Annotated in this window: 27 protein-coding genes and 1 pseudogene; 7 read left to right on the forward strand and 21 right to left on the reverse strand. The window is 62.5% G+C overall.

All coding sequences use genetic code 11. From position 1 onward, the window contains the following. Positions 1-234: 234 nt before the first annotated feature. From JHX87_RS04665 to JHX87_RS04685, 5 genes are all read right to left on the reverse strand, one after another. The gene (locus tag JHX87_RS04665; RefSeq protein ID WP_271882739.1) at positions 235-1,746 is read right to left on the reverse strand and encodes a TniQ family protein; all 1,512 of its coding nucleotides are present in this window, start codon (positions 1,744-1,746) and stop codon (positions 235-237) included. Between the two features lie 2 nt (positions 1,747-1,748). Beyond that, positions 1,749-2,708, reverse strand: a complete 960-nt coding sequence (locus JHX87_RS04670) for a TniB family NTP-binding protein (RefSeq protein WP_271882741.1) — start codon at positions 2,706-2,708, stop codon at positions 1,749-1,751. A gap of 2 nt (positions 2,709-2,710) precedes the next feature. Beyond that, complete coding sequence (locus JHX87_RS04675) at positions 2,711-4,837, reverse strand: Mu transposase C-terminal domain-containing protein (protein WP_271882743.1); 2,127 nt, start codon at positions 4,835-4,837, stop codon at positions 2,711-2,713. Beyond that, positions 4,834-5,511: a hypothetical protein gene (locus JHX87_RS04680; protein WP_271882744.1), complete on the reverse strand. Its 678-nt coding sequence runs from the start codon at positions 5,509-5,511 to the stop codon at positions 4,834-4,836. Before JHX87_RS04680 ends, JHX87_RS04675 begins: the two co-directional genes overlap by 4 nt. A gap of 721 nt (positions 5,512-6,232) precedes the next feature. Continuing rightward, on the reverse strand, positions 6,233-6,820 hold the full coding sequence (locus JHX87_RS04685; RefSeq protein ID WP_377776005.1) for an IS110 family RNA-guided transposase: 588 nt from the start codon (positions 6,818-6,820) through the stop codon (positions 6,233-6,235). Here JHX87_RS04685 and JHX87_RS04690 point away from each other — a divergent pair. Further along, positions 6,764-7,141 carry a hypothetical protein gene (locus JHX87_RS04690; protein WP_272833945.1) on the forward strand — a complete coding sequence of 126 codons (378 nt, stop codon included), beginning with the start codon at positions 6,764-6,766 and terminating at the stop codon, positions 7,139-7,141. The two genes, JHX87_RS04685 and JHX87_RS04690, sit on opposite strands and share 57 nt — an antisense overlap. A gap of 105 nt (positions 7,142-7,246) precedes the next feature. Here JHX87_RS04690 and JHX87_RS04695 read toward each other — a convergent pair whose 3' ends face one another. The 8 genes from JHX87_RS04695 to JHX87_RS04730 all read right to left on the reverse strand — a co-directional run bounded on the left by JHX87_RS04695 (position 7,247) and on the right by JHX87_RS04730 (position 14,504). Further along, the gene (locus JHX87_RS04695) at positions 7,247-8,341 is read right to left on the reverse strand and encodes a zinc-binding dehydrogenase (protein ID WP_271882745.1); all 1,095 of its coding nucleotides are present in this window, start codon (positions 8,339-8,341) and stop codon (positions 7,247-7,249) included. Then, a complete protein-coding gene (locus JHX87_RS04700; protein ID WP_271882746.1) occupies positions 8,338-9,078 on the reverse strand; it encodes an SDR family NAD(P)-dependent oxidoreductase in 741 nt (246 codons plus the stop codon). The genes JHX87_RS04695 and JHX87_RS04700 overlap by 4 nt, the downstream gene beginning before the upstream one ends. A gap of 74 nt (positions 9,079-9,152) precedes the next feature. Next, complete coding sequence (locus JHX87_RS04705) at positions 9,153-10,178, reverse strand: MBL fold metallo-hydrolase (RefSeq protein WP_271882748.1); 1,026 nt, start codon at positions 10,176-10,178, stop codon at positions 9,153-9,155. Between the two features lie 8 nt (positions 10,179-10,186). Beyond that, the gene (gene dmpG / locus JHX87_RS04710) at positions 10,187-11,212 is read right to left on the reverse strand and encodes a 4-hydroxy-2-oxovalerate aldolase (protein WP_271882750.1); all 1,026 of its coding nucleotides are present in this window, start codon (positions 11,210-11,212) and stop codon (positions 10,187-10,189) included. A 1-nt stretch (position 11,213) separates the two neighbouring features. Then, entirely contained in the window at positions 11,214-12,158 is a 945-nt protein-coding gene (locus tag JHX87_RS04715) for an acetaldehyde dehydrogenase (acetylating) (RefSeq protein ID WP_271882752.1), read from the reverse strand. Positions 12,159-12,160: 2 nt separating this feature from the next. Then, entirely contained in the window at positions 12,161-12,940 is a 780-nt protein-coding gene (locus JHX87_RS04720; RefSeq protein ID WP_271882754.1) for a 2-keto-4-pentenoate hydratase, read from the reverse strand. Between the two features lie 33 nt (positions 12,941-12,973). Then, complete coding sequence (locus JHX87_RS04725) at positions 12,974-13,564, reverse strand: FAD synthetase family protein (RefSeq protein WP_271882756.1); 591 nt, start codon at positions 13,562-13,564, stop codon at positions 12,974-12,976. A 100-nt stretch (positions 13,565-13,664) separates the two neighbouring features. Further along, positions 13,665-14,504 (reverse strand): alpha/beta fold hydrolase, encoded by an 840-nt coding sequence (locus JHX87_RS04730; RefSeq protein WP_271882758.1) that lies wholly within the window; start codon positions 14,502-14,504, stop codon positions 13,665-13,667. Between the two features lie 176 nt (positions 14,505-14,680). Here JHX87_RS04730 and JHX87_RS04735 point away from each other — a divergent pair, with 176 nt between their 5' ends. The 6 genes and pseudogenes from JHX87_RS04735 to JHX87_RS04760 form a co-directional block, all read left to right on the forward strand. Beyond that, complete coding sequence (locus JHX87_RS04735) at positions 14,681-15,457, forward strand: FCD domain-containing protein (protein WP_272833842.1); 777 nt, start codon at positions 14,681-14,683, stop codon at positions 15,455-15,457. A 129-nt stretch (positions 15,458-15,586) separates the two neighbouring features. Continuing rightward, a complete protein-coding gene (locus tag JHX87_RS04740) occupies positions 15,587-16,609 on the forward strand; it encodes a VOC family protein (protein ID WP_271882760.1) in 1,023 nt (340 codons plus the stop codon). 87 nt (positions 16,610-16,696) lie between these two features. Beyond that, positions 16,697-17,962, forward strand: coding sequence for an LLM class flavin-dependent oxidoreductase (locus JHX87_RS04745; protein ID WP_271882762.1), 1,266 nt, complete (start codon positions 16,697-16,699; stop codon positions 17,960-17,962). Continuing rightward, a complete protein-coding gene (locus JHX87_RS04750; RefSeq protein ID WP_271882763.1) occupies positions 17,959-18,762 on the forward strand; it encodes an alpha/beta fold hydrolase in 804 nt (267 codons plus the stop codon). The genes JHX87_RS04745 and JHX87_RS04750 overlap by 4 nt, the downstream gene beginning before the upstream one ends. A gap of 64 nt (positions 18,763-18,826) precedes the next feature. Next, entirely contained in the window at positions 18,827-19,393 is a 567-nt protein-coding gene (locus tag JHX87_RS04755; protein ID WP_271882765.1) for a flavin reductase family protein, read from the forward strand. A 521-nt stretch (positions 19,394-19,914) separates the two neighbouring features. Further along, positions 19,915-20,199 (forward strand): annotated as a pseudogene (locus JHX87_RS04760) (aldehyde dehydrogenase family protein); the annotation flags it as partial. A gap of 204 nt (positions 20,200-20,403) precedes the next feature. Here JHX87_RS04760 and JHX87_RS04765 read toward each other — a convergent pair. The 8 genes from JHX87_RS04765 to purC all read right to left on the reverse strand — a co-directional run bounded on the left by JHX87_RS04765 (position 20,404) and on the right by purC (position 26,685). Continuing rightward, positions 20,404-20,745 carry a hypothetical protein gene (locus JHX87_RS04765; protein WP_271882767.1) on the reverse strand — a complete coding sequence of 114 codons (342 nt, stop codon included), beginning with the start codon at positions 20,743-20,745 and terminating at the stop codon, positions 20,404-20,406. A gap of 185 nt (positions 20,746-20,930) precedes the next feature. Then, entirely contained in the window at positions 20,931-22,262 is a 1,332-nt protein-coding gene (locus JHX87_RS04770) for a glutamine synthetase family protein (protein WP_271882769.1), read from the reverse strand. Between the two features lie 4 nt (positions 22,263-22,266). Continuing rightward, positions 22,267-23,091 (reverse strand): ABC transporter permease, encoded by an 825-nt coding sequence (locus JHX87_RS04775; RefSeq protein ID WP_271882771.1) that lies wholly within the window; start codon positions 23,089-23,091, stop codon positions 22,267-22,269. After that, entirely contained in the window at positions 23,088-23,969 is an 882-nt protein-coding gene (locus JHX87_RS04780; protein ID WP_271882773.1) for an ABC transporter permease, read from the reverse strand. The genes JHX87_RS04775 and JHX87_RS04780 overlap by 4 nt, the downstream gene beginning before the upstream one ends. Before the next feature lie 53 nt (positions 23,970-24,022). Next, positions 24,023-24,757, reverse strand: coding sequence for a transporter substrate-binding domain-containing protein (locus JHX87_RS04785; RefSeq protein ID WP_271883463.1), 735 nt, complete (start codon positions 24,755-24,757; stop codon positions 24,023-24,025). Positions 24,758-24,789: 32 nt separating this feature from the next. Next, positions 24,790-25,584: an ABC transporter ATP-binding protein gene (locus tag JHX87_RS04790; protein WP_271882774.1), complete on the reverse strand. Its 795-nt coding sequence runs from the start codon at positions 25,582-25,584 to the stop codon at positions 24,790-24,792. 87 nt (positions 25,585-25,671) lie between these two features. Further along, positions 25,672-25,911, reverse strand: a complete 240-nt coding sequence (purS, locus tag JHX87_RS04795) for a phosphoribosylformylglycinamidine synthase subunit PurS (RefSeq protein ID WP_271882776.1) — start codon at positions 25,909-25,911, stop codon at positions 25,672-25,674. 12 nt (positions 25,912-25,923) lie between these two features. Then, the gene (gene purC, locus JHX87_RS04800) at positions 25,924-26,685 is read right to left on the reverse strand and encodes a phosphoribosylaminoimidazolesuccinocarboxamide synthase (RefSeq protein WP_271882778.1); all 762 of its coding nucleotides are present in this window, start codon (positions 26,683-26,685) and stop codon (positions 25,924-25,926) included. Positions 26,686-26,804: the final 119 nt, after the last annotated feature.

The following is a 26,804-nucleotide window of genomic DNA, read 5'->3' on the forward strand; positions in this document are numbered from 1 at the left end:
TTATAGTTGCCAAAAAGGAAGCAAAACCGCCCGAAAGGCAGTTTTATGCGTGTCTCCATACATAAATTGTGGAAACACAGGAAAAACTGCCATCGGGTCCAGCAATTGAATGGGTTCAGAGAGCCGTTCGGCGGCGAAAACTGCCATTTGGCAACCCAAAAACTGCCATCGAAAAATCCAGAAAAAAGCCGCCAGATGGCGGCCTTGTTTCTTTTGTCGAAGATTGCCCTCAGTTCAGTCGGGCAATCGACGCATTTCCTCGAGATCGATTCGCAATGCCTTGAACCCGGCACCGCCCGGGGCGCGCCCGATCCCCCTGATCCGACCCTGCAGGATCATCGCCAACAGCTGTCGCATGGGAATGCGCCCGCGCTTGGTGCATTGCGTCAGCGTCACCCAGTCGGACGGCAGGTTCGCAGTTTCCGGGGCCAGGTCATGGACGCGCTTGATGAGGCGATTCACCTCCTCGATATCGTAGCCGCATTTGTCGCGGGTGTTCTCGCCGACGCTCCGGTGCAGGGGCGTAAGCTGCCCGAGGTCGATCAGGCACGTGACGGTCGGCAGCGTCGCCTTCAGGAGCGGGCGCAATTGCGCCTGCGAGACGGAGCTTGTCAATGCGGCGGCGGTCGCGAGCCCGTCATCCGCATCGACCAGCAGGATCGCGTTGCCCTTCTCGGCATCCGCCGCCGCGATCAGACCTCGGGCCACCAGCACCTTGCAGAGCGTCTGGCGATGCAGCCCGGTCTCGAGGGCCAGAGACTGCACCGAGTATTTGCACCGCCGCTCGACCGGCTGACCGAGCAGATCGCGACCAACGCAGACGTCCATGTTCTGGATGATATAGTCGCGCAGCACCTGCTTGACCGGGCCGTGATCGCTGCGGTCGCCAGGCTCGAGCAACCAGTGATGGATCTGACCGAAGACCGTAAAATAGTTCTGCCCTCCCCTTCCCTGCGCGAAGGCAGCGTCCTGCAGCGCCCGGAACGCGGAGCGCAGGCCGGGCTCGCCTTGCGCGACCCAGTCCCACCCCATGCGACCTGCCAGGTCCCAGCCATCACGGTCGATCGAGCCCAGCCTGATGCCTGCGCCGAAGGCGAAAGTCATGCCCAGCATCTGGGTCGCCTTCACCGCCTGTTCGAGGCTCTGGCTGTCGAGCCAATCCGGGCCGATCCGGCCCTCAAGCCGGTTCAAGACATAAGTCTGCAGCGGGGAAGGGTCGCGGTGTGCCGCGTCACGCGCCAGCGCGACGAGTTCCTTACCACGTTCGGGCACATGCAGGTGCAGCTTGTGGAGCATGTTCTCGCGATGCTCACGCGCGCGCAGGATCAGCGCCAGCTTATGCCGGGGACAGGTGGTCACGACACGCAGGCTCCAGGCCAGTCGATCGCGCCGGGCAATTCCGGGATGGCCATGACCGGCGTCATCCTCATGCAGGCAGAGCGGACAGAACCGGGTTTCCTCGCGAACCAGCATCGAGGCCGGGATGATCTCGCCGCGCAGCATGTAGACTTCCTTCCCCTGCGACGACGCGGTGTTGCGCCAGACCGGCTCCGGATCCTGGCCGGTGACCTCGCAGAGACGCTCGACGACCTGGCGCGCACCGTGCAGCAGATCCGACGGTCTGATCCCCTGATCCGAGAGAAAGGACCGCAGGCTGGGGCAGCCATGCAGGGCCGAGAGGCGGGCGACCCAGGAGACCGGCGTCTCATCCTCGTGAAACGGCAGATGCGGGAAAAGCTGGGCCATGGTCATTTCCTCCGTCCGCGGCGGCGGAGGGGCCGCTGCCCGGGGTCGAGGTCCGGCGTGATATCGGCCCAGTCAGCGACCAGGAACACATTCTCTCCAGGCGCACATCCCTCCTGCATGGCCCAGACCTGAGCGAAATGATCGTCGCTCAGGCATTCGGCGCCGCAGCCAAGCGCGGTCTCGATGGCATTCAGCAGGGTCTCGATGCTGCGACCGAAGCGCTGGCGCGCGCCATGAAACAGCCGCGCGACAAGGTCAGCCGAGAGGTCCGCACGCAAGCCCGCCAGACCGGCATAGGCCATGATGAGGTCCAGGAAATCTTCGCCATCCGTCGCCGCAGAGACAGGACGCAGCTGCATCGTGGAAAACCGCCGCTGGACCTGCGGATCGGAACGGATCACTTCGGCCAGCCGCTCGGTGCCCGACAGGATGACGATCACAGCCTCGTCGCCCTGCATCAGGGATTTCAGGGCGCGCAGGATCAATCCGCTGTCCTTGCAGAACAGATCATGCGCCTCGTCGATCCAGAGGATGCAGACCCCGAGCATCTTCAGGCGGGACCGGATCTGGTCCCAGATGCTCCAGGTCTCGCGATAGCCGGAGACATGCGGATAGCCGCTGTCGCGCAGAATCTCGAAGCCGAGGCTCTTGAGCGTGGCGGGGCTGGGCACGCTGACACCGAGCCAAGCGGGACGCCCGCGATCGCCGGCCTGAAGGGCGGGATGCCGGGTCAGCGCATGCGCGACGGTGGTCGATTTACCGCCGCCGGGGCCGTCGATCACAAGGATGCCGCGGGTTTCGGGAGGGTTGGAAAACCTGACCGCCTCGGCGGTCAGCTTCCCGGCCCCGTCACGGCAGAGGAGCCGGTCGAGATGGGTGGCGAACTCTGCATCCCGAGGTGCGGCGACATGGCGGGCACGCAGGGTTTCCATGATGCGGGCGTTGCGGGCGGGATCGATCATCTTCAGTCCTCCAGACTGTATTTGCCGCTGCCTGCGGTCGGTTTGGCCGGCGCCTGCGCCGCAGCCTCGTCATGCTGGTCCACGCCGATCGCGCGCCCGATGCCGCCCTCACGCGGCCTCGGCGCCTTGGCGGGACCGACCTCGAAGCCGATCATCAGCTTCTGCTCTGCGTTTTTCAGCCGGTCGTCAGACCAGTCATCGACAAGCAGGCCCATCGCGGTCTGCGCGTCCTCCGAAAGCGCGCGGATGTCACGCAGGGCGGCCAGCACGACCTTCTCGTCATGGCGCTTCCGTTCGGGGTCAGTGGCGCGGAGATTGCGAACCGCATCCATCCACAGCGGCGCCCGGACCCCATGCATGTCTTCCATCACGGCGGGCACGGTCACCCAGTCATTGTCGATGCGGACCTCGATCTCGCCGAGATCGCTGGGCAACCAGCGGATTTCCAGCTCGCGCTCGCGCCGGCGCGTGAAATGCGCCGCCAGCACCGGGGAGTGATATTGCACGCCCAGAACCCGGAGCCCGCCCTTGTCCAGTTTTCGGGTGAATTTCGCGCCGAAGATGCGTCGGCAGGTGCGGGTATCGGGCGGCGGGGTCACTCCGAACTGCCTGGTCAGACGTTCCCAGCACTGCGCGGGCGTCTCGCCGTCGAGGCCATCATGCTCGGTGTTGTGATAGATGTCGACGACCCAGCGGACCAGGATCGTGGCCAGATCGTTCTGGTCGAGACAGGCACGATCGGCCGGATTGGCATCGCCCTTCTCCACGACATCCGAGAAGCTGCGCCCGGCGAGTTCCGGCATGAGGTTGATCGACATGGTCCTGAATACGCGCTCGATACGCGCGCGCATCTCGGGGACTCCGGCGATCGTGCGCAGTGCGGGCATGCCGAGATCAGCACAGACAGTCTGAAACGCCCGCGACTTGAAGGCCGGGCCGTTATCGCTGACGATTTCCTCGGGCAGGCCATGCATCGACCAGGCCCCATGCGCCTTGACCGACGTCGACAGCGCCCCCTTGTCCGAGATCACCATCCTGATTGCCTGGATCGCCGCAGTAGCCTTTGCCGAGGGCGTCATGACCATGGCGAGAATGCAGCGCGTCGTCGCGCAGATCGCCACAGTCAGCGTCCAGCGTCCGGCCTTTCCGTTCAGACCGAAAGCCTCGCGGTCTTCTTCCGACAGCCATTCGAGGACGCCGGAACCGGCCAGCAGCGCGAGAATGTCGACCGTCCATTCATCGATCTCGACCCGCTGCAGAGGACGGGTCAGCGACAGGCCTCTGCCGACGGGTTTGAACATCTTGCGCGCAGCATCCCGGCCCTTGCGACGCAACTCTACCTGATAAGGATCGAGGTTGCGGATTGCCCGGCGCACCGTCTCGCGGCTCGGCAGGCTGACAATGGGCAGGCCCTCGGCCTCGCGCTCGGCATTGCGGCTCTCGAAGGCGGCCTCGACCCGCTTGAAGATCGCCGCGATCGTGGGCCGGTCGGGATGCAGGTAACCGCAGACCTCCCGCATCATCCAGCCCAAACCGGTGTGGCAGAGTCCAGGCGTCGGGTTGCCGCGCTGGTGGGCGCGATCGGCCAGCCCTGCGAGACCGTCGGCCTCGAAGGCCTTCAGCCATTTGCGCAGCGAACGGGGGCTGGGCGGCCGTCCGAACGAAAAGCCCGCAGAGGCGTGCGATGCGTTCCTGCCCTTCAGGGCTTCGGCAAGTTTCAGGGCCTTCAGCGTAAGCGCACCCATACTGGCGCGGATTGCGTCATCGGTGCGCTGCACCTGTCTTTTGCCCTCCAGCTCCAGAAAGGCCTTGGTCCAGATCTGGCGCGCAAACAGCCTCTCCTGCTGTTTCTCGGTCAAGAGCGAGATCATCCTCTCGGTATCGACGCCGCGGCGTTGCGCTGCCTTCGCCGTGAAATAGTCGTGCTCGACCATGATGCGGCGGGATGCGCCCATGAGGCTCAGCTGGGCATGGGGGAACTGATGGCAGATCCCGGGTTCGTCCGGCCGGGTCATGACATAGCCGACCTCGTTGCTGCTGACCGGGCACCAGGCCTGGCCATCGATCACCACGCGATCGAACATCCCGAAGGCGTAGCGGTGGCCGCTGGTGTCGAAACGGATGTTCATGCGAGTGCTCCGGCGCTGAAGACCTGGGTGGCGTGGGTCAGATGCTCATGGCGCGTGGCGCGCAGCCGGCCAGCGCGGACGAGCCGGATCAGGGCGCGATACCCCCGGGCGCCGAGACCGAGCCGGTCCACCAGATCACCGAGCGTGACGACGCCCGGCAGCGCGGCGACAACCGCGGCCGCCGCATGGTCCGCCTCGGGGTCGGGGACGCGCATGCCATAGCCGAGCCGGGCGTTCGACAACTCGACCGGGTCAAGATCCGCATCGGTCAACAGCCGGACCTCATCGACGAGGCCGGTCTGCTTCGCCTGTCGGGCGACAGCGGTCATCTCGGCCATGAACCTGTCGTTCACCCGCGCCTCGGGCTTGACCGGATAGGCGATGCGGCGGCCATCGCTCTGCTCGACAAAGAGGTCGAAATAATGGGTTCGGCGTTTCCCGGCCCCGTCAGTCCAGTCGAAACCGACCTGCTCACGCAGCACTCTGGTCATCGGATGCGCATTGAGGCAATGCGCCCAGTTCATCTCCAGGTGGCTCTCGACATGGAGAACGCGGCCGGGCCAGGGCCCAACCATCAGATGTCCGGTGCAATGCCCCCTGGAGGCGTTGGCCGGGCGGCGGTCACAGCTGCTCGGCTCGTGCAGGATTGCGAAGCCGTTGTCGTCTTCAAGCATGGCTGTCTCTCGACATGAAGGTTCCTGCCCGCGCCCCGGAGATGGGGCGAGAGGATTGATTCAGCCACGGCGCTGGACATGCGGGATCAGCCCGGCAAACCGGCTGTCAGGCACGCCCGCGCGGGCGCCTGTGGGTTCAGGAGGTCAGACCAGCTGCTTGAATTTCCGGGGCGGAAATGCTAGGCGAAAGCCATTGCGACTGGCGGATTCAGGTCTGCCTCAGTGACGCTCGATCTGTTGGCGCAGGTCGGGCGTTCCTGTTTTCAGTTCTCCATGGCGTTGCATCCTGTGTCTTTTCGAGAGGCAATGGATAACCCATTGCGACCGAAGGTTAAATAATACCATTGAAATCAATGGATTGCTGCGAAAATCAGACCGGGCCGTCAATTCTGGCCAGCGACATGGGCAGGTTTGGTTCGTCCGGACGGACGACCCACCAATGATTGCGCAGCCGCATGCATCGCATCCATCCTCAGAGGGATGCGAAAACGACGGCCGGGCTGGTTATATCTGGGTAAGAGAAGCGGGATTCGCGCGGCGACCTGCCGCAACACCCGCGCTGCTGACCCGCTGCGACAGAATCTGCCCGGCAGCGATTCGCTGCTGGCGATGCGCCGCGCCAATGACATCACATGCCGCATGAAGCGGGTCACGGGTCATATTGATGAGCGAGATCAGGGCCATGCGTGAAGATTAAAGAAAACGACAAAGGTCTGGCAAGCTAAAAAGTTGCATCTTCTGTAAAAATTCTACTTGAAGAAGATTTACGTTCGTTGCATGCGCACGCGGGATCAACTGCGGCCACTCCCGGGATCGTCGTCAACCGTCGCGCCGCATCATCAATGGTCACGCGCTTGCGCAACTCGGTGTCGAGGCCCGCGATTTTCTCGGCGAGCCCGGCGATCTGATCCAGCAAAAGGCGTGCCAAATCGCGGACCGCTGCCGGCAACATGCCGTCATCGCCGTCGATGATAGCTGCAAGGCGCCCGACATGCGCCGGGCCGGTCGGGGCCACGATACCCTGCTCGGCCAAGTGCGCGCGCAGAGCATTGATCGTCTGCGTGCGCTGCCGAACCAGAAGATCGCGGGTCCGATAGGCCATCGCGGCTGCCTGCTGGGCCTCACTCTTCACTGCGACGAACCGCATCGTCGGCCGCGACGCCGCTTCTGCAATCGCCTCGACATCGGCCATGTCGTTCTTTTGCCGCTTCACGAATGGCTTCACATAGGCGGGCGGGATCAGCCGCACCTCATGGCCGAGGTCGCCGATTGCCCGACCCCAATGGTGCGAACTGGCGCCGGCCTCCATCGCCACCAAACAAGGTGGCTGATCCGGGATAGCTATGGCCGTCCTGGCAAAGGCAATGACAAGGGGAATGTTGAGGGCTTGGTGGGCTATTGCCGCCGCAACTTCATGGTGCCGCTCAACAAGCATGCCGAAACCGACTATGTCACGACCGGCACCACCGCCATTGCGGTTCCCGGATCGGACAGGAAGATCGTGGTCCCGAAGCGGCGCCGACTAGCACCAATCAAGCGCACGCCGGCGATGCGCGTCGGCATTCACACTATATCTGGGGGCGCTGCCCCAAAGGTTCCTGATCTGGCGCCTGTGCTCTACCTGCCCTGACTGTTCCATGGAGCGCCGCCCTGGGTCAAGCTTCAAGGCAGGAAAGTGACCCGTCAAGATCGGCGGAGCCAATAGGCTTCCAGGCCGATATCGACGAGCCAGGGTTCAGCACGGGCACATGACAACCTTACCCGCGGCACCTGATGAAACAAGGTCCAGCGCATGCTGCGCCTCGTCGAGCATACAGCGATGGGTGATCAGCTCTGCGAAGGGAAAAGTTGCATGATGCAGGGCCGCGATGCGCATGGCGTCGTGATAGTGATGCGCCTGCGCATATTGGGTTCCGACGATCCTGAGATTGTTCTGAACGACAAATGACGGGTCAAAAGGCTGCTCGCCCTGGCTCGCCCAGAGGCCGATCAGCAGATAGGTGCCATTGCGTGCACAAAGCCCAAGCCCCTCGCCGAACGCCGTGTGATGACCGGTCCCCTCGATGACCATGTCGGCACCACGGTTCGCAGTCAGTTCCCTGACCGCCTGCCTGCGTTCCTGCGGGGTCGTTTGGGAGATATCCAGCGTCGCCGTTGCGCCGAACCTGCGGGCGAAGTCCAGGCGCAGGCCGGACCCGTCGATGGCGATGATCGACTGAGCGCCGGACAGCCGCGCGATGAGGATCGCCGAAAGGCCGATCGGCCCGCATCCCTGAACGACAACAGATTGCAGTGGTTTCACCCCGCCCGCCCGCTCAAGCCCCTGGAGCACGGCAGGCAGGGCGCAGCCAAAGGCAATCACCGCCTCGCTTGGTGTGTCGTCGGGGATACGAAAGAAGGCGGCATCCGACGGCAGTGTGACATAGTCGGCATAGCTTCCCCAGGTCGGCTTCTCGATCGGGCCGAACCAGGTCGCGTTCGTGCAGGAGGAAAAGTCCTTTTCCACCGTGCAATACCAGCAATGATGGCAGGGCGCGATCGGGCACCAATAGATCCTGTCGCCCGGTGAGACCGGGACGCCGGCATAGTCCGCCACGACATTGCTGCCCAGTTCCTCGATGACACCCACGCCTTCGTGACCCAGCACGATGGCATGGGGCAAGGGGAACTCCCCCCTCGTCATATGGACGTCACTGCCGCAGACACCGCCGAATTCGACCCGGGCCAGAACCGCATCGGGTTCCGGGCGGGAAACGCTGAGATCATGAAGCTTGAGGGCGTTCGGGCCCTCAAGCACGACCGCGCGACCTTTGCGAACAATGCTCGTCATAGTTTCATCATCCCGCCATCGACCGAGATCGTCTGCCCGGTCATGAAGCCGGCATCGTCGCTGGTCAGGAACAGGACCGGCCCGACGATATCGGCGGGATCGGCAAAGCGCTTGATCGCCTGCTGGCCCCAAACGGCATCGGTGATCTCGCTTGGCATCACGCTTGTTCCGGGCGTCCGGGTGATCGCGGGCGCGATGGCGTTGACGGTGATCCCCCTGTCGGCCAGATCATTCGCGAGACCACGCGTCAGTCCGATCACGCCCATCTTACTGGCCATGTAATGGCTGAGCCCCGCCAGATTGGTGGCAATCGAGTTCGAAGCGAAGTTGACGATCCGCCCCCACCCGTTTTCCGCCATCACCGGCGCGAAGGTGCGGACGCCCAGATAGGCGCCTTCGAGATTGACGTTCAGGACGCGGCGGAACACCTCGGGCGTCAGATCGTCGATGTTCGCGAAGGGAAATATGCCGGCATTGTTGACGAGGATATCGGCGCGCCCGAACCTGCCCAGCACGGCCTCCCGGGCGCTGATCCAGTCCGCTTCGGACGAGACATCGCATTGGACGGCGATCGCTTCGCTGCCCGCCGCGGTTACGGCCGCGAGGGTCTCGGAACAATCGCCCATGTCGAGAAGCGCCAGCTTCGCGCCGCGTTCGGCGAGTTGCACCGCCAGTTCCTGCCCGATTCCCCGTGCAGCGCCGGTCACGATTGCGACGCGGTTGTCATGTGTCGACATCTTGCCTCCTGTTCAGATGTGAGATTTCCGGCAAACCCCGGGGGCGACTGCGAGAGACGCCCCCAGAGGCGGCATCAGTTGTTAGCTGCCACTGTGTCGGCCAGCGGGATGACATCGAGATCTGTCCCGAGGATGACCGGCCCGTCGAAATAATCGCCGATCCCGCGCGTATAGGGTTCCAGATCGACTTCGTGATCTTCACCGGGAACCAAATGGTTCAGAACGACCTTCTTGACGCCGGCAGCTTGCGCCAGTTTGCCGATCTCGGTCGGGACGATGTGCTGCATGGCCATATGCTCGGCAGTCTTCTTAAGCCGCTCTTCGTCAAAATCGAAGAAGCGGCTGGCAAAGGCGACCGCTGCGTCGAGATCGATCACCTCCGAGACCAGCACGTCCACGCCCTTGGCACAGTCGGCCAGGTTTTTGCTCGGCCCGGTATCGCCGGTGAAGAAGACCGAACCATCCTGCATGTCGATCCGGTAGCTGTAGGAGCGTGCGATGGGCCAGGACGGGGCGTCCTTGGGCATGAACTGGTAATGCGAGTTCACGCAGGCGGTGACCTTGATATTTGCATCCTCGAAGATGACGCCCTGCGCTACCGAGGGATCAATTTCCTTGGCGCGCAGAACCTGGCGCGGGTCCTCGGACTTGACCAGCCCCTGTTCGTTGAACAGCGTCCGGGGGGTGTCGACGCTTTCCATTGCGCCTTCGACCAGCGAATTGATGCCCACCGGGCCGACGATGTCGACGGGCCTGGACCGCTGGCCGACAATGCTGAAGCCCAGCACATCGGACAGTCCCGCGACGTGATCCATATGGTTATGGGTGACCAGGACCGCGTCGATATCCTGCGCCTTGTATCCGGCCTCGACGAGCCGTTGCAGCGTTCCCGACCCGACATCGATCAGATAGGTCGAGCCGTTGACCAGAAGCAGGCTTGCGGGCTGCGAGCGCTTGTTGCGGATGATCGGGCCGCCGGCCGTGCCCAGAAGCACGATCCGGGGCGCGCCCTCGGGATTGCTGGCTGTTTCGGCCGTGGCTGCAAAGCCGTTCAGACCCAGGATTGCCGCCAGAAGCGATGTTTTGACCTTGTCCATCATGTCGTGTTTCACCGTGTTGCTGAAAGTTCTGCTGTTTTCAGAAGGTCGAGCGCCACATCGACGATCATGTCTTCCTGACCGCCGACCATGCCGCGCCGGCCGACCTCGACCAGAATGGCGCGCGTATCCAGCCCATAGGTCTGGGCGGCTTTTTCGGCATGCCGAAGGAACGAGGAATAGACTCCGGCATATCCCAGAGACAGGGTTTCGCGGTCCACCCTGACCGGGCGGTCCTGCAGCGGCCGGATCAGATCTTCGGCGGCGTCCTGCAGTTTCGACAGGTCGCAGCCGTGGTCCCAGCCATAAAGATTGGCGACCGCGACGAAGGCCTCGATCGGGCAGTTGCCGGCGCCCGCGCCCATGCCAGCCAGTGAGGCATCGACACGGAACGCACCCTTTTCCACCGCCACGACCGAGTTTGCGACTGACAGCGACAGGTTTTCATGCATGTGCGCACCGCGCTGGGTCGTGGGCTTCAGCACCTTGTCGAATGCGTCGAACCGCGCCACCACATCCTTCGGCGTAAGGCGCCCGCCGCTATCGGTGCAATAGACGCAGTCGGCGCCATAGCTTTCCATCAGTGCCGCCTGCCGGGCCAGATTGTCGGGCGTGATCAAGTGCGACATCATCAGGAAGCCCGAGACATCCATCCCCATCTCTTTCGCCGCCGCGATATGCTGGGCCGCCACGTCGGCCTCGGTGCAATGGGTGGCGACGCGGACCGAGGCCACGCCCAGGTCGCGGGCGCGTTTCAGATCCTCGATGGTGCCGATCCCTGGCAGCAGCAGGGTGGTCAGCTTGGCCCGCCGGATGACGCGGGCAGCCTCGGCGATCCAGCTTTCATCGGTCTGCTTGCCAAAGCCATAGTTAAGCGTCGATCCTTTGAGGCCATCGCCATGCGCCACCTCGATGGCATCGACGCCGGCCTCGTCCAGCGCCTGCGCGATCTCGCGGACATGGCCAAGATCGTATTGATGGCGGACCGCGTGCATTCCGTCGCGCAGCGTCACGTCCTGAATATAGATCCGGGGCATCTCAGGCGGCCTCCCTCGCCCAGTTGCGTTTGACGGCGATGCGTTCTGCGGTCCGCATCGCGGCCGAGGTCATGATGTCCAGATTGCCGGCATAGGCGGGCAGGTAATGGGCGGCGCCCTCGACCTCGATGAAGACGGTCACCTTGAGGCCGGCGAAATCCCGATCCATTTCAGGGATGTGCAGCGGGTTGTTCGGGCCGATCCGCTCGAACTGGATATCCTGCTTCAGGCGATAGCCGGGGACATAGCCCTGCACCTCGGCCACCATGAGGTCGACCGACTTGCGGATCTCATCCGTGTCGGCCTCGGCGCAGAGGCAATAGACCGTGTCGCGCATCATGATCGGCGGTTCGGCGGGGTTGAGGACGATCACCGCCCGGCCATGCCTTGCGCCCCCGACCTTTTCGATGGCCGCGGCGGTCGTTTCGGTAAACTCATCGATATTGGCGCGGGTGCCCGGACCCGCCGATTTCGAGCTGATCGAGGCGACGATCTCGCCATAAAGGACCGGTGCGACGCGGTTGACGGCGGCGATGATCGGGATCGTCGCCTGACCGCCGCAGGTCACCATGTTCAGGTTCTGCGCGTCCAGATTGGCGTCGATATTGACGGGCGGAACGGTATAGGGGCCGATGGCGGCGGGGGTCAGGTCGATCACCTGCTTGCCATCCGCGATCAGCGCCTTGCTGTGGCGCTTGTGGGCGCCAGCCGAGGTGGCGTCAAAGACGATCCTGATATCCGCGTATCCGGGCAGGTTCATCAGCCCTTCAAGTCCCTCATGGGTGGTGGCGACGCCCAGTCGCGCGGCGCGGGCCAGTCCCTCGGATGCGGGGTCTATGCCGACCATCGCACCCATTTCCAGCACGTAGGAATTGCGCATGATCTTGATCATAAGGTCGGTGCCGATATTGCCCGACCCGATGATCGCGCATTTGATCTTTTCCATGTTCAGTCTCCAAAAAGGATGGCGGTTTCGCCGAAGCCTTCGATCCTTGCGGTGAATGTCGTGCCCGGCCGAGCGGTGACCATCGGGCCAAGCGCGCCAGACAGGACCACGTCGCCCTCTGCAAGCGGCCTGCCGGCGCGCGCCATCACCCGCGCCAGCCACAAGAGTGCGTTCAGGGGCGAGCCAAGGCAGGCGCGGCCTGAGCCCTGCGAGACGACCTCATCGCCGGCCCCCATTTCCATCCGGCAATCGAGCAGATCGATCCCGGCGAGCCGGCGGGCGAAGGGACCGAGGGTGAAGAAGGCGGATGAGGCGTTGTCGGCGACTGTATCGGCAAAGCTGATATCCCAGTTCGCGACGCGAGATCCGACGATCTCGATGGCCGGCGCCACGTATTCGACGGCGCGAAATACCTCGGCCATCGAGCTGTCGGCATGCGGCAGATCGCGCCCGATGATAAAGGCCAGTTCAGCCTCGGCCTTCCATTGCGCGCCCTCGGACCAGGTCAGTTCGCCCAGATGCGGCAGGTCCATATCGGCAAACAGCATGCCGTAATCGGGCTGATCGACGCCAAGCTGTTTCTGCACCGCCGGGTTCGTCAGGCCGATCTTGCGCCCGACAAGGCGCCCGCCCTCGGCCAGCCGGGCTTGGGTGTTGATCTCTTGCACGGCATAGGCGTCATCGGCGGCGATCAGGTCGCGCACCGGGGGCACGGGCTGGTCGCGTTTCCACGCATCCCACAGCCGTTCGGCCGCCTGCCGGATATTGGTCTCGGATGTCATTCTGTTTCCTCCGCCTTCAGGGCTTGCCGGGGTTCAGGCCGCGCCCAGGGCATGGGCAGCCGGCATCGCGGCGCGGGTTTTCCCCAGCAGCATCCGCGCGGTTTCCAGATCGCCGATCTTGAACAGGGCGCGGATGCGCGTGGATGAAATGCGCTCGCCCTGATCGCAAAGCACCGCCGATTTCTCAACCACGCGGAAGCGCGACCGGATCAGCTCTGGCGTGCCGGCGCGGCCCTTGCCAAAACGGAAATCGTCGCCGACATGCACCTCTGCGACGCGGATTGAGGCAAGATCGTCGAGAAAAGCCTCGGCCGGACGCGCGGCATAAGCGCGGTCGAAGCTGGCGACATGCACCTGCTCGACCCCAAGATCGTGCAAGCCGTCCAGCCGGTCCTGCAAGGACAGGATCGGCTCGGCGGCGCCGAAGAACACCTTGGGCAGGGGGTCAAAGGTAAAGACGGCGGCTTGCAGTCCCTGTGCCCTAGCCCGTGCCATCATGTCCGCGATCAGTGCCTTGTGGCCGCGATGCACGCCGTCAAAGGCGCCGATCGCGATGCAGGTGGCGCGTTGCGCTGCAGGGTCGCGGCCTTGGGCAACCTCATGGGTATAAGTTCTGAACCACATGTCACGCTCCTCCTCGTGCTGTGTTGCGGTCGTTTTCTGTCTGCGAGGGCGGCGGGTCGCGCCGGGCCCTGTGGTCCGCGCTTGCGAGAGCCGCCGGGTCTCAGTCCTTCAAAAAGTCGGCCAGCAGCATGTTGAAGCGCGCAGCATGTTCGATCTGGGTCCAGTGGCCGCATTTGCCGAACATGTGCAACTCGGCATTGGGCAGCAGCTCGAACAGGCGCCGGCTGGCCTCGGGCGGGATCACCTGATCCTCGCGTCCATGAACCAGCAGGGTCGGCTGGGTCAGGCGCGCGAGCTCGGCCTCGTCCGAGGCCAGTTCGTCGATGCCGGCCTGACGCGGCTCGGGGAACATGGCTCCGAAGCTTTCCTGAAAGCCCGGCTGGATGCTGGCCTTGTAGCGCAACTCGGCCAGTTCGTCATTGACCAGATTGCGATCATAGGCGAACACGTCCAGCACCCGCCGCATGTTCTCGATCGAGGGCTTATAGCCCCAGACGGTATCAAGGCCCCGGGTCAGAGGGAAGGATACGCCTACGCTGCCCATCAGCACCATGCGGCGAACCCGCTCGGGGTGGCGGATGGCAAAGGCCACCGCCAGGCCACCGCCAAAACTGTTGCCGACGATGTCGGTCTGTTCGATCTCCAGCGCGTCCAGCAGGTCGGCAAGATGCCTGAGCCACAGTTCCTTGCCATAGCGCACGCCGGCGGGGCGCTCGGTAAAGCCGAAGCCGACCATGTCGGGGGCGATGACGCGCTTGCTTCGGGACAGCGGGCCCATGTTGAGGCGCCAGTTGGCCCAGGCCGACACGCCCGGACCCGAGCCGTGGATCATCAGCACCGGCTTGCCGCTGCCCAGATCGTGCAGGTTGGTGACAATGCCACCGGCATCCAGCGTCCTGGCGATTTCATCGCTGCGCTGCCTGATCGCTACAGTCGTCATTGGCTTCCTCCTGAACTGGTCGGCCGGCGCCGTGGCGCTGCGGCGGGTCTGGCTGCGAGTCGGCTGTGGCGTGCTGCCCCTCTATCTGCGATAAGAAGGCCTGAAAAAATATCGTCTGTCAACGTTAATTTAGATATTTTTGAAAGTTGCCGTTTTTTTTCATCACGACTATCTTGGTGTTTGACAAGGACACCAGCAACTTAGAGGCAGAGATGAACAAGCCCAACACCATAGAGGCCGACAAGCCGGTCGAGGCCAGCTCGCCGGGCGGCGGGCAGGCGCGCACCCTGACCGAGGAAGCCTATGATGTGCTGCGCAAGGACATCATCGATGGCGTGCTTGAGCCGGGGCTGAAGCTGCAATCAGCAATGCTGAAAGAGCGCTACGGCTTTGGCGGCTCGACCCTGCGCGAGGCCCTGACCCGGCTCTCGGCGCAATCGCTGGTCACCTTCGAGGGTCAGCGTGGCTTCCGCGTGGCGCCCATGTCCACCAAGGATTTCGCGGATATCTGCGACGTCAGGAAAATTGTTGAAACAGAAGCTCTTAAGCGGTCAATTTTGGCCGGAGATGAGGAATGGGAGGCTCGCGTCGTCGCCGCCTACCACCGCTTGTCGCGGGTGGAATCGCAATTCCCCGACACCTATGGCAAGCTTTATGGCGAGTGGGAGCAGCGCAATCACGATTTCCATGCGGCGCTGCTGTCTGCCTGCGATTCGCCCTGGCTTCTGCGCATGCAGGAACTGCTGCTGCAGCAGGCCGAACGCTATCGGCGGATCACCTATGCCACCGGCAGCACGATTCCCCGCGACGTCAGCGAAGAGCACCGCCTGATCATGGATGCGGCCATCGCCCGCGACATTGACGCCGCCTGCGGCCTGACCGCCAGCCATATCCAGAAAACCTTGGGAATTCTGAAGCAGACAGGCGCTTTCCTCGGGAAGGGTGAAGACTAAAAAAATCGTCGATAAGTGAAAATTTCGAAATTTTGTTGACAGGCTTCCGAGTCGCTGCGATGATTATCGACAAGCCGGAAGGAAAGTGGACCTGCAGGAGGGCACTTGGCTGGCTATCAGGAGGAAAGCATGTCTCACGAACAAAAGGCGGCCGCCGAGCCGCTTCATGAAGTCGCCATGCTGGCTGCGACGGAGATCTATTCGCCGTGCCGACGGGACAGTGTCGATTTCTTCTCGAAGATCCTCGGCATGTATATCGTCAGGGAGGATGCGAATGCAACCTATCTTCGCAGCTATGAGGACCCTTTTGCCTATTCGCTGAAGATCACCGATGGCACCCAGGCCGGTCCGGGGCTGCAAAGCTTCCGCGCCCATTCCCAGGCCGCGTTGGAGCGCCGGGCCGAGGTGCTGGAGGCATCGGGTCTGGGCGATGGCTGGAAGGCCGGCGAGTTCGGCCATGGCAAGGCCTATCACTTCCGCACCCCCGACGGGCACCGGATGAAGCTGTTCTTCGATGTCGACTATGCCGTCGTCGCTGAGAAGGACAGGACCACCCTACGCAACCGCCCCTCGAAGCGGCCGGCGCAGGGGATTCCGGTGCGGCGCCTGGATCACATCAACCTGCTCTGCTCGAACGTCACGACGAACAAGAACATGATGATCGACACGCTGGGCTTCCGCCTTAGCGAGCATATCGTCATGGATGACGGCAACGAGATCGCGGCCTGGACCCGGGTGACCAATCTGGTTCACGACGTCGCCTTCATGCTGGACGCGGCCGGAGAAAAGGGCCGTCTGCATCATGTCGCCTTCTGGTATGGCATCCCGCAGCACCTGATGGACGTGGCCGAGCTTTGCGTTCAGGAAGGCATCAAGGTCGAGGCAGGGCCGGGCAAGCATGGCATCAGCCAAGCGCTGTTTCTCTATGTCATCGAACCGGGGGGCAACCGGGTCGAGCTGTTCGGCGATGCCGGCTATCTGATCTTCGACCCGACCTGGAAGCCGGTCACCTGGACGCAGGACGAAGTCCAGACTGGCATCATGTGGGTCGGCGCCGATCTGCCACAGGACTTCTTCGTCTACGGCACGCCCATCCTCGAGGCGGCGAGCGCGGCCGAGGAGACCCGGCAGTCGGAACCCGCCGAGGCCTGACCGGCCGAGGCATCCAGCCATGGAAAGCCGAGGACCACGGCCGCGCGGCCGAGCCCCCGGGCATGTCACAAGGGAGGAGTCAGCAACATGAAAGTCACCTATTTTCAGCAGGTGCCCTATCGGCATCTCGACGACGATTTCGAGCGTCGCCATGAATCCGTCGTCACCACGCCCTATTTCGAAACCACCAAGCCGGCCCATGTCGCCAGCGCCTTCCGGGACGCGCTCGACGAATGCATGATCGCGGCGCGGGCAGGCTTTGACGGGATCACCATCACCGAACATTCGCAAAGCGCCTATGACATGATCCCCAATCCGGATCTGCTGGAATCGGCGCTGGCCTATGTGACCGAGGTCGAGAACCTGCCGGTCGCGCTGTTTCCCGTCGGCCGCTCGCTTGGCAAGAGCCGCGAGCCGCTGCGCGTCGCTGAAGAGCAGGCGATGATCGACTGCATCAGCAACGGCCGGCTGGTTGCCGGGTTTCCGGTCGGTCTGGCCTATGACGCCAATGTCAACAATGGCGTGCCGCCGGCGGAAACCCGCGCCCGGTTCGACGAGAACCTAGAGCTGATCCTGCGCGCCTGGAACGAGGAAAAGCCGTTTCCCTTTAATGGCAAGTTCTCGCAGCACGGTTCGGTGAACCTGTGGCCGCGCCCGATCCAGCAGCCGCGCCCGCCGGTATGGATAACCGGGATTGGCAACCCCAAGACGATGGAATTCTGCCTCAGCCGCAATTTCGGCTTCAACTATTTCGGCTGGTTCGGGTCAAAGCTGACCGGGCGGCGGATCTTTGACCGCTTCGGCTCGGTCGCTGAACAGCTTGGCAAGCCGAGGAATCCGTTCCAGATCGGCTTCATGCAATCCGTCGCCGTGGCCGAGACCGATGCCGAGGCCGAACGCATCTATGGTCCGCATATCGAATATTTCTTCCGCAAGGGTCTCGGCTCGATCCCCACGAACCGGCTGATGATCCCCGGCGGCATCGACATCCGCGGGCTGGAGTTCATTTTCCGCGATCCCTCAGATTTCGGCATGTATGAAAAGATGCGCACGGCGAGCTTCCGCGAATTGCGCGATGCCGGCTGCGTCATCTGCGGCAGTCCTGAAACGGTCCGTGACCAGCTGGTCGAGATGTGCATCGATTTCGGCATCGGCAACCTGCATGCGATGCTGCAATACGGCTCGATGCCCAAGGCGCTGACGCAGCAGAACATCGATCTGTTCGCGTCCGAGGTGCTGCCGCATCTGAAGCCGATCTTTGCCGACAAGTATGACCATCACTGGTGGCCCGAGCGCCTTGGCGGCAAGCCGGCCGTTTCGGAGACCGCTCGGGAAGAGGAGGACGCGCTGTGAGCGATCAAACCGTCGAGAACCGCAAGGTGCCGGTCTGGAATGGCCGCGTGACCATGAATGTCCAGATCAAGGGCAGCGGCCCCGACCTGGTCTATTTTCACCCGGCTTCCGGCATGGCCTGGGATCCGTTTCTGGACGAGCTGGCCAAGTCCTACCGGATCCACGCGCCCGAATTTCCGGGCACCACGCCCGGCAATCCCTATGACATCCACAAGATCGACGATCTTGCCGATGCCGTGCTGATCTATGAGGAAACGCTGCGCGGGCTGGGGCTGAACCAACCTTTGGCCGTCGGCCAGAGCTTTGGCGGGATGATGGCGCTGGAACTGGCCTCCAGCTTCCCCGAGATCTTCTCGCGTCTCGTGGTGCTGGATCCGATCGGGCTCTGGACCGAGGCCCATCCGGTGACGAACTGGATCGAGGCGCCGGCCCCGGCGCTTCCGGCGATCCTGTTCAAGAACCCGGCCTCGGCCCCGGCGCAGGCGATGCTGGCGCTGCCCGAGGATCCCGAGGCGGCGATCTTGGCCACGGCGCAGCTGGTCTGGAACCTGGGCGCGACCGGCAAGATGGTCTGGCCGATCCCCGACAAGGGCCTGTCCAAGCGGCTGCATCGCTTGACCGCCCCTGCCCTGATCGTCTGGGGCGAGGAAGACGCGTTGATTTCCTCGGCCTATGCCGGATTGCTGGGCGAGCGAATCAAGGGAAGCCGGGTCGAGATCATCAGGGATTGCGGCCATATTCCACAGGTCGAGAAACATCCTGAAACGATGACGGTGGTGCAGCCCTTCCTGGCCGCCTGACCTCCTCTTTCACCGGGTCCGGGGGCGCAGAGCGCCCGGCCTCTCACAGACAAGGAGAAAGTCGATGCCCATGGTTTCCGCACAGGCCGCTCCCGAGGCCAAGACACACGATCCGCTGGAATTCCGCCGTGCCCTTGCCACCTTTCCGACCGGCGTCTGCGTGGTGACGACCCGCGCGCCCGATGGGTCGTCGATCGGGGTGACCTGCAGCAGCTTCAACTCGGTTTCGCTGGACCCGCCGCTGGTCCTCTGGAGCCTCGGAAAGAACGCCTACAGCCTGCCGATCTTCCGCGACGCCAATTATTGGACGGTCAATCTGCTCTCCTCTGATCAGGAGGATCTGTCGAACCGCTTCGCCCGGCCGGGCGAGGACAAGTTCAAGGACGTGCTCACCGAAACCGGGATTGGAGTGGTGCCGATGCTGACCAGCTGCTGCGCCCGGTTCCAGTGCCAGCGCGAGCATGTATATGAGGGCGGCGACCACCTTATCCTGGTCGGGCGCGTCCATGTCTTCGACCGCTGCGACCGCCTGCCGCTGGTGTTCCATTCCGGACAATACGCGCGCCATATCGGAAACGACATCGCCCGCGCCTGCGGGATGCGCACAAGGCACCTGATCGACTGGCTGTAGGAACGGGGTAGCCGCGTCTGCTCGCTGGACTGTGGGTGCCTGTCTATCACCAGCACCTGGCAGTAGCGCAGGGTCGAACCGAATGAGCACAGTGAGACAACTTCCAATGGGCTGGATAAGATCCCGGACCACGAGACCACCTGCCACCAATCTTCGCTCGCTTCGAAAGCACCTGCCGCACATCGAGGACGTGACAGAGCCGAGGACGCCCGACCAGCATTTGTGAAGATGGCCTGTATGGTAACGGTGACGACGGCTCGGAAGGGCTGGGCATCGCGCCCGCCAGTTTCACATAGCTGTCATCCGCAACCCAATGTCTGCCGGACCGTCCTATACGGAGAGTGTCATCATCCGTATTTTCAAGTGTTAACACGCCCCAAAAGCAAACGCCTGCCGAGAAAGATCTCGGCAGGCGTCGTTATCGTAAGCTGAGTTTCGGAATGCATGGTTGCAAGAGCCACGCGTCATTTGTGCGTTCATTCACCAAACCGGGGGCGTGTCCTACAACAGAGAATGCGTCAGCTTCGGTCATCCGGGTCGCGGATTTCGACGAGGCGCTGGCGGTGGCGAATGATACGCCTTTCGGCCTGTCGTCTGGGATCTGCACCTCGTCCTTGAAACATGCAACGGCGTTCCGGCGTGGCTCCAAGGCGGGCATGGTCATGGTTAACCTGCCGACCGCCGGCGTCGATTACCATGTGCCCTTCGACGGTTGCGGCGCCTCCAGCCTTGGCGGCCGCGAGCAGGGCCGTATCGCGATGGATTTCTACACATCGGTCACGACCGCCTATATCTTCGCGGGGTAGAGGATGAGCCTGCAGCAGGAACTGAGGACGAAATGAGCAAGCAAGCACTCGGGTCCAAATCCATTCAAGATGGCTTGAAGAAGGCCCTGATGGGACCGGGACGCCTTTACGAAGCATTGCAGGAAAGAGCCGCATGACCAGTGACCTTGTTGGTGGCGACTGGCGCGGCTTTCCCCTGCAAGCCATGCCGCGTCAGCTCGGCTGTCACTGGCAGCCAGGGCAGAGCGTCGTCAGCCAGGCATCGACGATATGGATGTGGCTGGCACGGCCGCATCCCTCGCAGGTGGTTTCGGCCTCCTGCGCGGCTTGCGCAATCCTGTCGAGGGCACGCTCATTGCCGCCCCTGATGTAGAACCGCAGCGATCCGAATTTCTCCTTCACCTGCACGGGGCGAAAGCGCCGCAGACCATCCTGCCGGATGATCTCTGCAAGATCGGCGCTGAGGCGGTCGATCAGCGGATACCAGCCTGGCCCGCAGAGGAAGCCGTATTCCAGCAGGGTGCCGGTCCAGGGGCCGGGCCCGTAGACGGCCGGAAAAGCGTGCATGATGCGCAGGGATGGGTCAGGACACGGAAAACGGGCCGCGCCTTGGTTGCGTATTTCTGGAAATCCGTCAGTGAATTGATATCAATGAATAAATCGAGATCAGCCAGTTTCAATGGCAGTTTTATGGTTGCCAGAAAGGAAGAAACCCCGCCGAAATGGCAGTTTTATGCGTGCCGGAACATAAATCACACCGTGTCCAGATACAGCTCGACCGTTTCCTCATCCGACAGTTCGGCCATGTAATGCAGTTCCTGCCTTTTGGTCATCACGTAATTGTCGACCAGATGGTCCGAGAAGATCCGGCGCATTTCGGGGCAGCTGTCGAAGGCGTCGATCGCCGCGCCCCAGTCGCCCGGTAGCTGGTCGAGATTCTGGTCATAGGCGTTGCCCTTGAAGGGTGCGGGCGGTTCCAGCTTGTCCTCGACCCCGTCCAGTGCCGCACCGAGGATGGCGGCGATGATCAGATAGGGGTTCACGTCGCCGCCCGCCACGCGATGCTCGATCCGGCGGGCCTTGGGGCCAGATGAGGGGATGCGGATGGCAGCGGTGCGATTTTCATAAGCCCAGCCGATGCCCGTGGGCGCATGGGCATTGGGGACAAGGCGGTCATAGGAGTTTTCATGCGGCGCGAAAATCAGGGTCGAGCCCGGCATGGCGCGCAGACATCCGGCGACGGCGTGGCGCAGGGCCGCTGTCCCCTCTTCGCCGCCATTGTCGAAGATATTCACCCCATCCTTGTCGAGGATCGAGAAATGCATATGCATGCCGTTGCCCGACAGCGTCTCGTAGGGCTTGGCCATGAAACTGGCGGCAAAGCCATATTGGCGCGCCACGCCCTTGACCAGCATCTTGAACAGCCAGGTATCATCCGCCGCCTTCAGCGGGTCCGCCTGATGCATCAGGTTGATCTCGAACTGTCCGGGGCCGGCCTCTGATATGGCGGTATCGGCGGGGATATCCATCGCCTCGCAGGCATCATAGAGGCTGGTGAAGAACTGGTCGAAGGCGTCCAGCGCGCGCAGGCTGAGAACCTCGCCCCCGGTGCGGCGCTTGCCGGAACGCGGGCTGGGCGGGACGCGCAGTTGCCGCCCGGAATCGTCGATCAGAAAGAACTCCAGCTCGGTCGCGACGACGGCATTCAGCCCCGCCGCCTTGTAGCGGTCCACGACGCGGGCCAGCGCCTGACGCGGATCGCCCTCATAGGGGGTGCCATCGGGATGGAACATCCACAGCGGCAGCAGCCCGGTCGGCGCATCCAGCCAGGGCATCGGCAGAAAGCCACGCTCGGTCGGCAGCAGCAATCCGTCGGGGTCGCCGGATTCAAAGACCAGGGGGCTGTCCTCGATATCCTCGCCCCAGATATCCAGGTTCATCACCGAATAGGGAAACTTGGTGCCGTCATCCATGATCTTATGGGCAAACCGCGCAGGCATCCGTTTGCCACGCGCCACGCCATTCAGATCAGAGGCGGCCACGCGGATCGTTCGCACCTCGGGGTGTTGTTCAAGCCATTCCATCTTCTCACCGGATCAGTTGCGGTCGGTATTTCACCTTCTTGGTCGCCCCCGGCAGATGCCGGTTCAGGCGCCGATTCACATTCCCGAAAATCGTGATCAGAACCAGCGTTCCGAGTATGAAATACATGGCCACAATAGGATATGCGACAAATGGGTTGAAGGTCTGTCCGGCAAAATAGCTGGCGTAATACAGGCTGTCGCCCTGCTGCCGGAATGCCGGAAAGGCCGAGAAATAGACCAGCGTGGTCGCGTGGAACAGAAAGATCGCCTCATTGGTATAAGACGGCCAGGCAAGCCGCATCATCGTCGGCCAGACGATGCGGCGAAACCGGGTCCAGCCCGTCAGCCCATAGGCATCGGCGGCTTCAAGGTCGCCTTTGGGCACCGACATCAGCGCGCCGTGAAAGATCTGCGCGGAATAGGCGGCGGTGTTCAGGATCAGCACGATCAGCGCCCCGGCCCAGGCCTTGGTCAGCCAGCTTGTCGCGATGGTGATGCCGAGGATCTCGATCCCCGAACGGGGCAGCAGCACGAAAAGCTGATAGGCCAGAAAGAACTGGATAAAGAGAGGGCTTCCGCGGAACAGGAAGATGAACCACTCGGCCGGTTTGCGCAGCCATGCCGAGGGGCTGGCCTTGGCCAGGGCCAGACCATTGGCCAGAAAAAAGCCAAAGAGCAGCGCGAAGAAGGCGAAATAGATATTCCAGATCAGGCCCGAACCGATCAGCGTGAATTGCTGGCACAGGTTCAGATCGGTGCGGGGCAGCAGCCGTTCGCCAATGCCGATGGATCGCAGGCCGTAATCGATGATCGTTTGCGAACAGCTCATGCCGCACCCGCCTTTCGCTGCGCTTCACCGGCCATGGTCGCCTGCCCCGATGACAGCCGGTCCGACAGGCGCGCCAGCACCTTTTCGGAAATCCAGGTCATCAGCAGGTAGAAAACCAGGATCGCAAGGAAGTAATACAGGCGCCAGTCGGGATGCGGATAGGCAAAGGCGCTGGTCTTGGTGCCGCCCAGTTCGCGCGCCCAATAGACGATATCCTCGATCCCCAGCAGGAACAGCAGCGGCGTCGCCTTGATCAGGATCATCCACAGATTCGACAGGCCCGGCAAAGCATAGGTCCACATCTGCGGGATCAGGATCCGGCGGTTCACCTGTCGCGCGCTCATGCCATAGGCCTCGGCCGTTTCCAACTGCGCGCGCGGCACGGCCTGCATCGCGCCGTAAAGCACATTCGCGGCGAAGGCGCCGAAGACGATGGAAAAGGCAATGACGGCCAGAAAGAAGGCATAGATATCGTGAACCCAGGGCGGGCTGGTCGACAGCGGCAGCTTGGCGGCCGCGCAGACGACGAAATCATTGCCCTGCCGAACCGGGGCATCGCTGTCACACAGCGCCTTGTTGCGCAGCCATTCGAAGCCCTGATCCAGCGCGATCGGCACGAAGAGGAAAAAGACGATGTCGGGAATGCCGCGCACCATCGCCGTATAGGTTTTGCCGAACCAGCGCAGCGGCGCGAAATGCGACCGGGACGCCATGGCCCCGCCAAATCCGAACAGCAAGGCCACGGGCGCAGTGACCGCCAGCAGCAGCAGCACCGTTCCGAAGCTGGAATAGAAAAGCAGATGTTTGCCCGATGTCAGATAACACATCAGCCAGGACAGGCCCTGAAGCGAGGAAGGATCGGCACAAGAGGCAAACATCGGGAAACCTTTTCAGCTGCCGCCGGTCGACCCGGCGGCAGTGTTACCTTGCATCACTCGAACTGCATGGCGTCTTCGCCGAACCACTTCTTCAGCAGTTCGTTCAGGCTGCCATCCTCTTTCATCGAGGTGATGGCGGCGTCGAATTTCTCTTTCAGTTCGTTATCCGACTGGCGCAGGCCCATGCCGATGCCCTCGCCCAGCTTGACGGTGTCGAAACCGTCGACCCAGACGATCTCGCCACCCGATTCCTCGACGAAGGGCGCCAGAAAGTCCTTGTCGGCAAAGACCGCGTCCGCTTCGCCATTGCGGATGGCAGCAACAGTTTCGTCCGGGGATGCGAATTCCAACAGCGTCGCACCGCTTTCGGCAACGTGACCGGCCTGGATGGTATTGGTCTGTGCGGCGACCACGACGTCACCTTCGACATCCACATCGGCCGACAGCGCGGCATAGGCCGAGGGCAGGCCCGGCGTATAGGGTTGGGTGAACTGGATCACCTTCTTGCGCTCTTCATTGATGTTCATCCCGGCCATGATCGTGTCGTAATTGGCCGAAACCAGGTTCGGGATGATCGAATCCCAGTCATTCTTGACCCAGGTGCAATCCAGTTCGGCACGCTTGCACAGCTCATCGCCCAATTCACGCTCGAACCCTGCCACTTCGCCGGAATCGTCGATGAAGTTATAGGGAGGATAGGCCCCTTCCGTGCCCATACGGACGGTTTCGGCCATGCCCATCCCGGCGGTCAGGGCGACAATCGCGGTCGCAAAGGTCAGTTTTTTCATCATGAATTCTCCTGTTGGTCGTCTTTTTTTGGTCAGCTTGCCATGGTGGCGCTGAGGAATTGCTGCAGCCGTTCGGTCTGCGGGTTCCCGAACAGTTGATCGGGGGCGCCCTCTTCGCAGATGACACCCTGATGCAGAAACACGACATGATCGCTGACATCGGCAGCCAGGCGCATGTCATGGGTCACGATGATCATGGTCCGGTGCTCTTGCGCCAGATCCTTGATCACCTTGACGACTTCCTGCTGAAGCTCCGGGTCCAGCGCGCTGGTCGGTTCATCAAACAGCAGGGCGGTGGGCTGCATGCACAAGGCCCGCGCAATGGCGGCGCGCTGTTGCTGCCCGCCCGAGAGCTGCGCAGGCCAGGCATCCGCCTTGTCACCGATGCCGACCTTTTCCAGCAGCATCCGCGCCCGCTTTTCCACCTCGGCCCGGTCTTCGCCCAGAACCGTCAGCGGAGCCTCCATCACGTTTTGCAGGATCGACATGTGGGACCACAGGTTGAACTGCTGAAACACCATGGACAGGTTGGTGCGAAAGCGCGTGACCTGATTGCGGTCGGCGGGCGCGCGCGATGCGCCATGCCCCTTCCAACGGACGCTTTCGCCGTTGAACAGGATCTCACCCCGCTGGCTGTTTTCCAGAAGGTTGCAGCAGCGCAGCAGCGTCGATTTCCCCGACCCGGACGAGCCGATCAGGCTGATGACGTGGCCGCGCGGCGCAGACATGGACACGCCCTTGATGACCTCAAGATTTCCGTAGGCCTTATGCAGGTCACGAATCTCGATGACGGGGGCGTTCTCATCACTCTTGGTCGTCGTGTTCATCATCTGCGCATTGGGCGACAATCGCAAAAGATTTGCAACGGTGTCTTTTCGTCATGCTGCGTTTTTCACCGCAACAGGACCTGAAAATCATGCGATTTCAATCGAATATTTCTCGATCACCGTATTGGCCAGCAGGCCTTCGCACATGCGGGCGACCTCGGCATGGGCCGCTTCGGCATCGGTGGCGGCCAGATCAAGCTCGATCAGCTTGCCCTGGCGCACCGAATTCACCCCGGCATGGCCCAACCCGCCAAGCGCATGGCGGATCGCCTCGCCCTGCGGGTCCAGAACGCCGTCTTTCAGCATGATGGTGACGCGGGCTTTCATGGGGCGATTCCTTCAGTTGATGGCGGTCGGTTTGAGGCTGGTCGTATTCGCGGGCATCAGGCCAAGACGGCGCGCGACCTCGGTATAGGCGTCGGTCAGATTGCCGAGATCGCGGCGGAACACATCCTTGTCCAGCTTCTGGCCGGTCTTGATGTCCCACAGCCGGCAGGAATCGGGGCTGATCTCATCGGCCACGATCAGGCGCATGAAATCATTGTCCCAGATGCGGCCGATCTCGATCTTGAAATCGATCAGCTTGATGCCCGCGCCAAAGAAGACGCCGGACAGGAAATCGTTCACCCGCAGCGCCAGGCTGACGATATCGTCCAGATCCTGTTGCGAGGCCCAGCCGAAGGCGATGATATATTCCTCGGTCACCAGCGGATCGCCAAGTTCATCATTCTTCAGGCTGTATTCGACGATCGGGCGCGGCAGCGGCGTGCCCTCTTCCAGACCAAGGCGCTTGGCGATGGATCCGGCGGCGAAATTGCGCACGATCACTTCCAGCGGGATGATCTCGACCTGCCGGATCAGCTGCTCTCGCATATTGATGCGGCGGATGAAGTGGTTCGGGACGCCGATATTGGTCAGGCCCTGCATGAAAAACTCGGACAGCCGGTTGTTCAGGACGCCCTTGCCTTCGATCGTCGCCTTTTTCTGGGCGTTGAAGGCGGTGGCGTCATCCTTGAAATACTGCACCAGCGTCCCCGGCTCGGTGCCTTCATACAGGATCTTTGCCTTGCCTTCATAGATTTTCTTGCGCCGCGGTGCCATTGCAGGGCCGTCCTTTCGCATATCCCTATCGGTGCGCCTTATCGCATTCAGGGCCACGGGGGCAATACGAGGCTTGCGACAAAGCCCCCGTGCAGGCTACCAAAAGACAACAGGACAAG

Source organism: Paracoccus fistulariae (assembly GCF_028553785.1).
GTDB lineage: Bacteria > Pseudomonadota > Alphaproteobacteria > Rhodobacterales > Rhodobacteraceae > Paracoccus > Paracoccus fistulariae.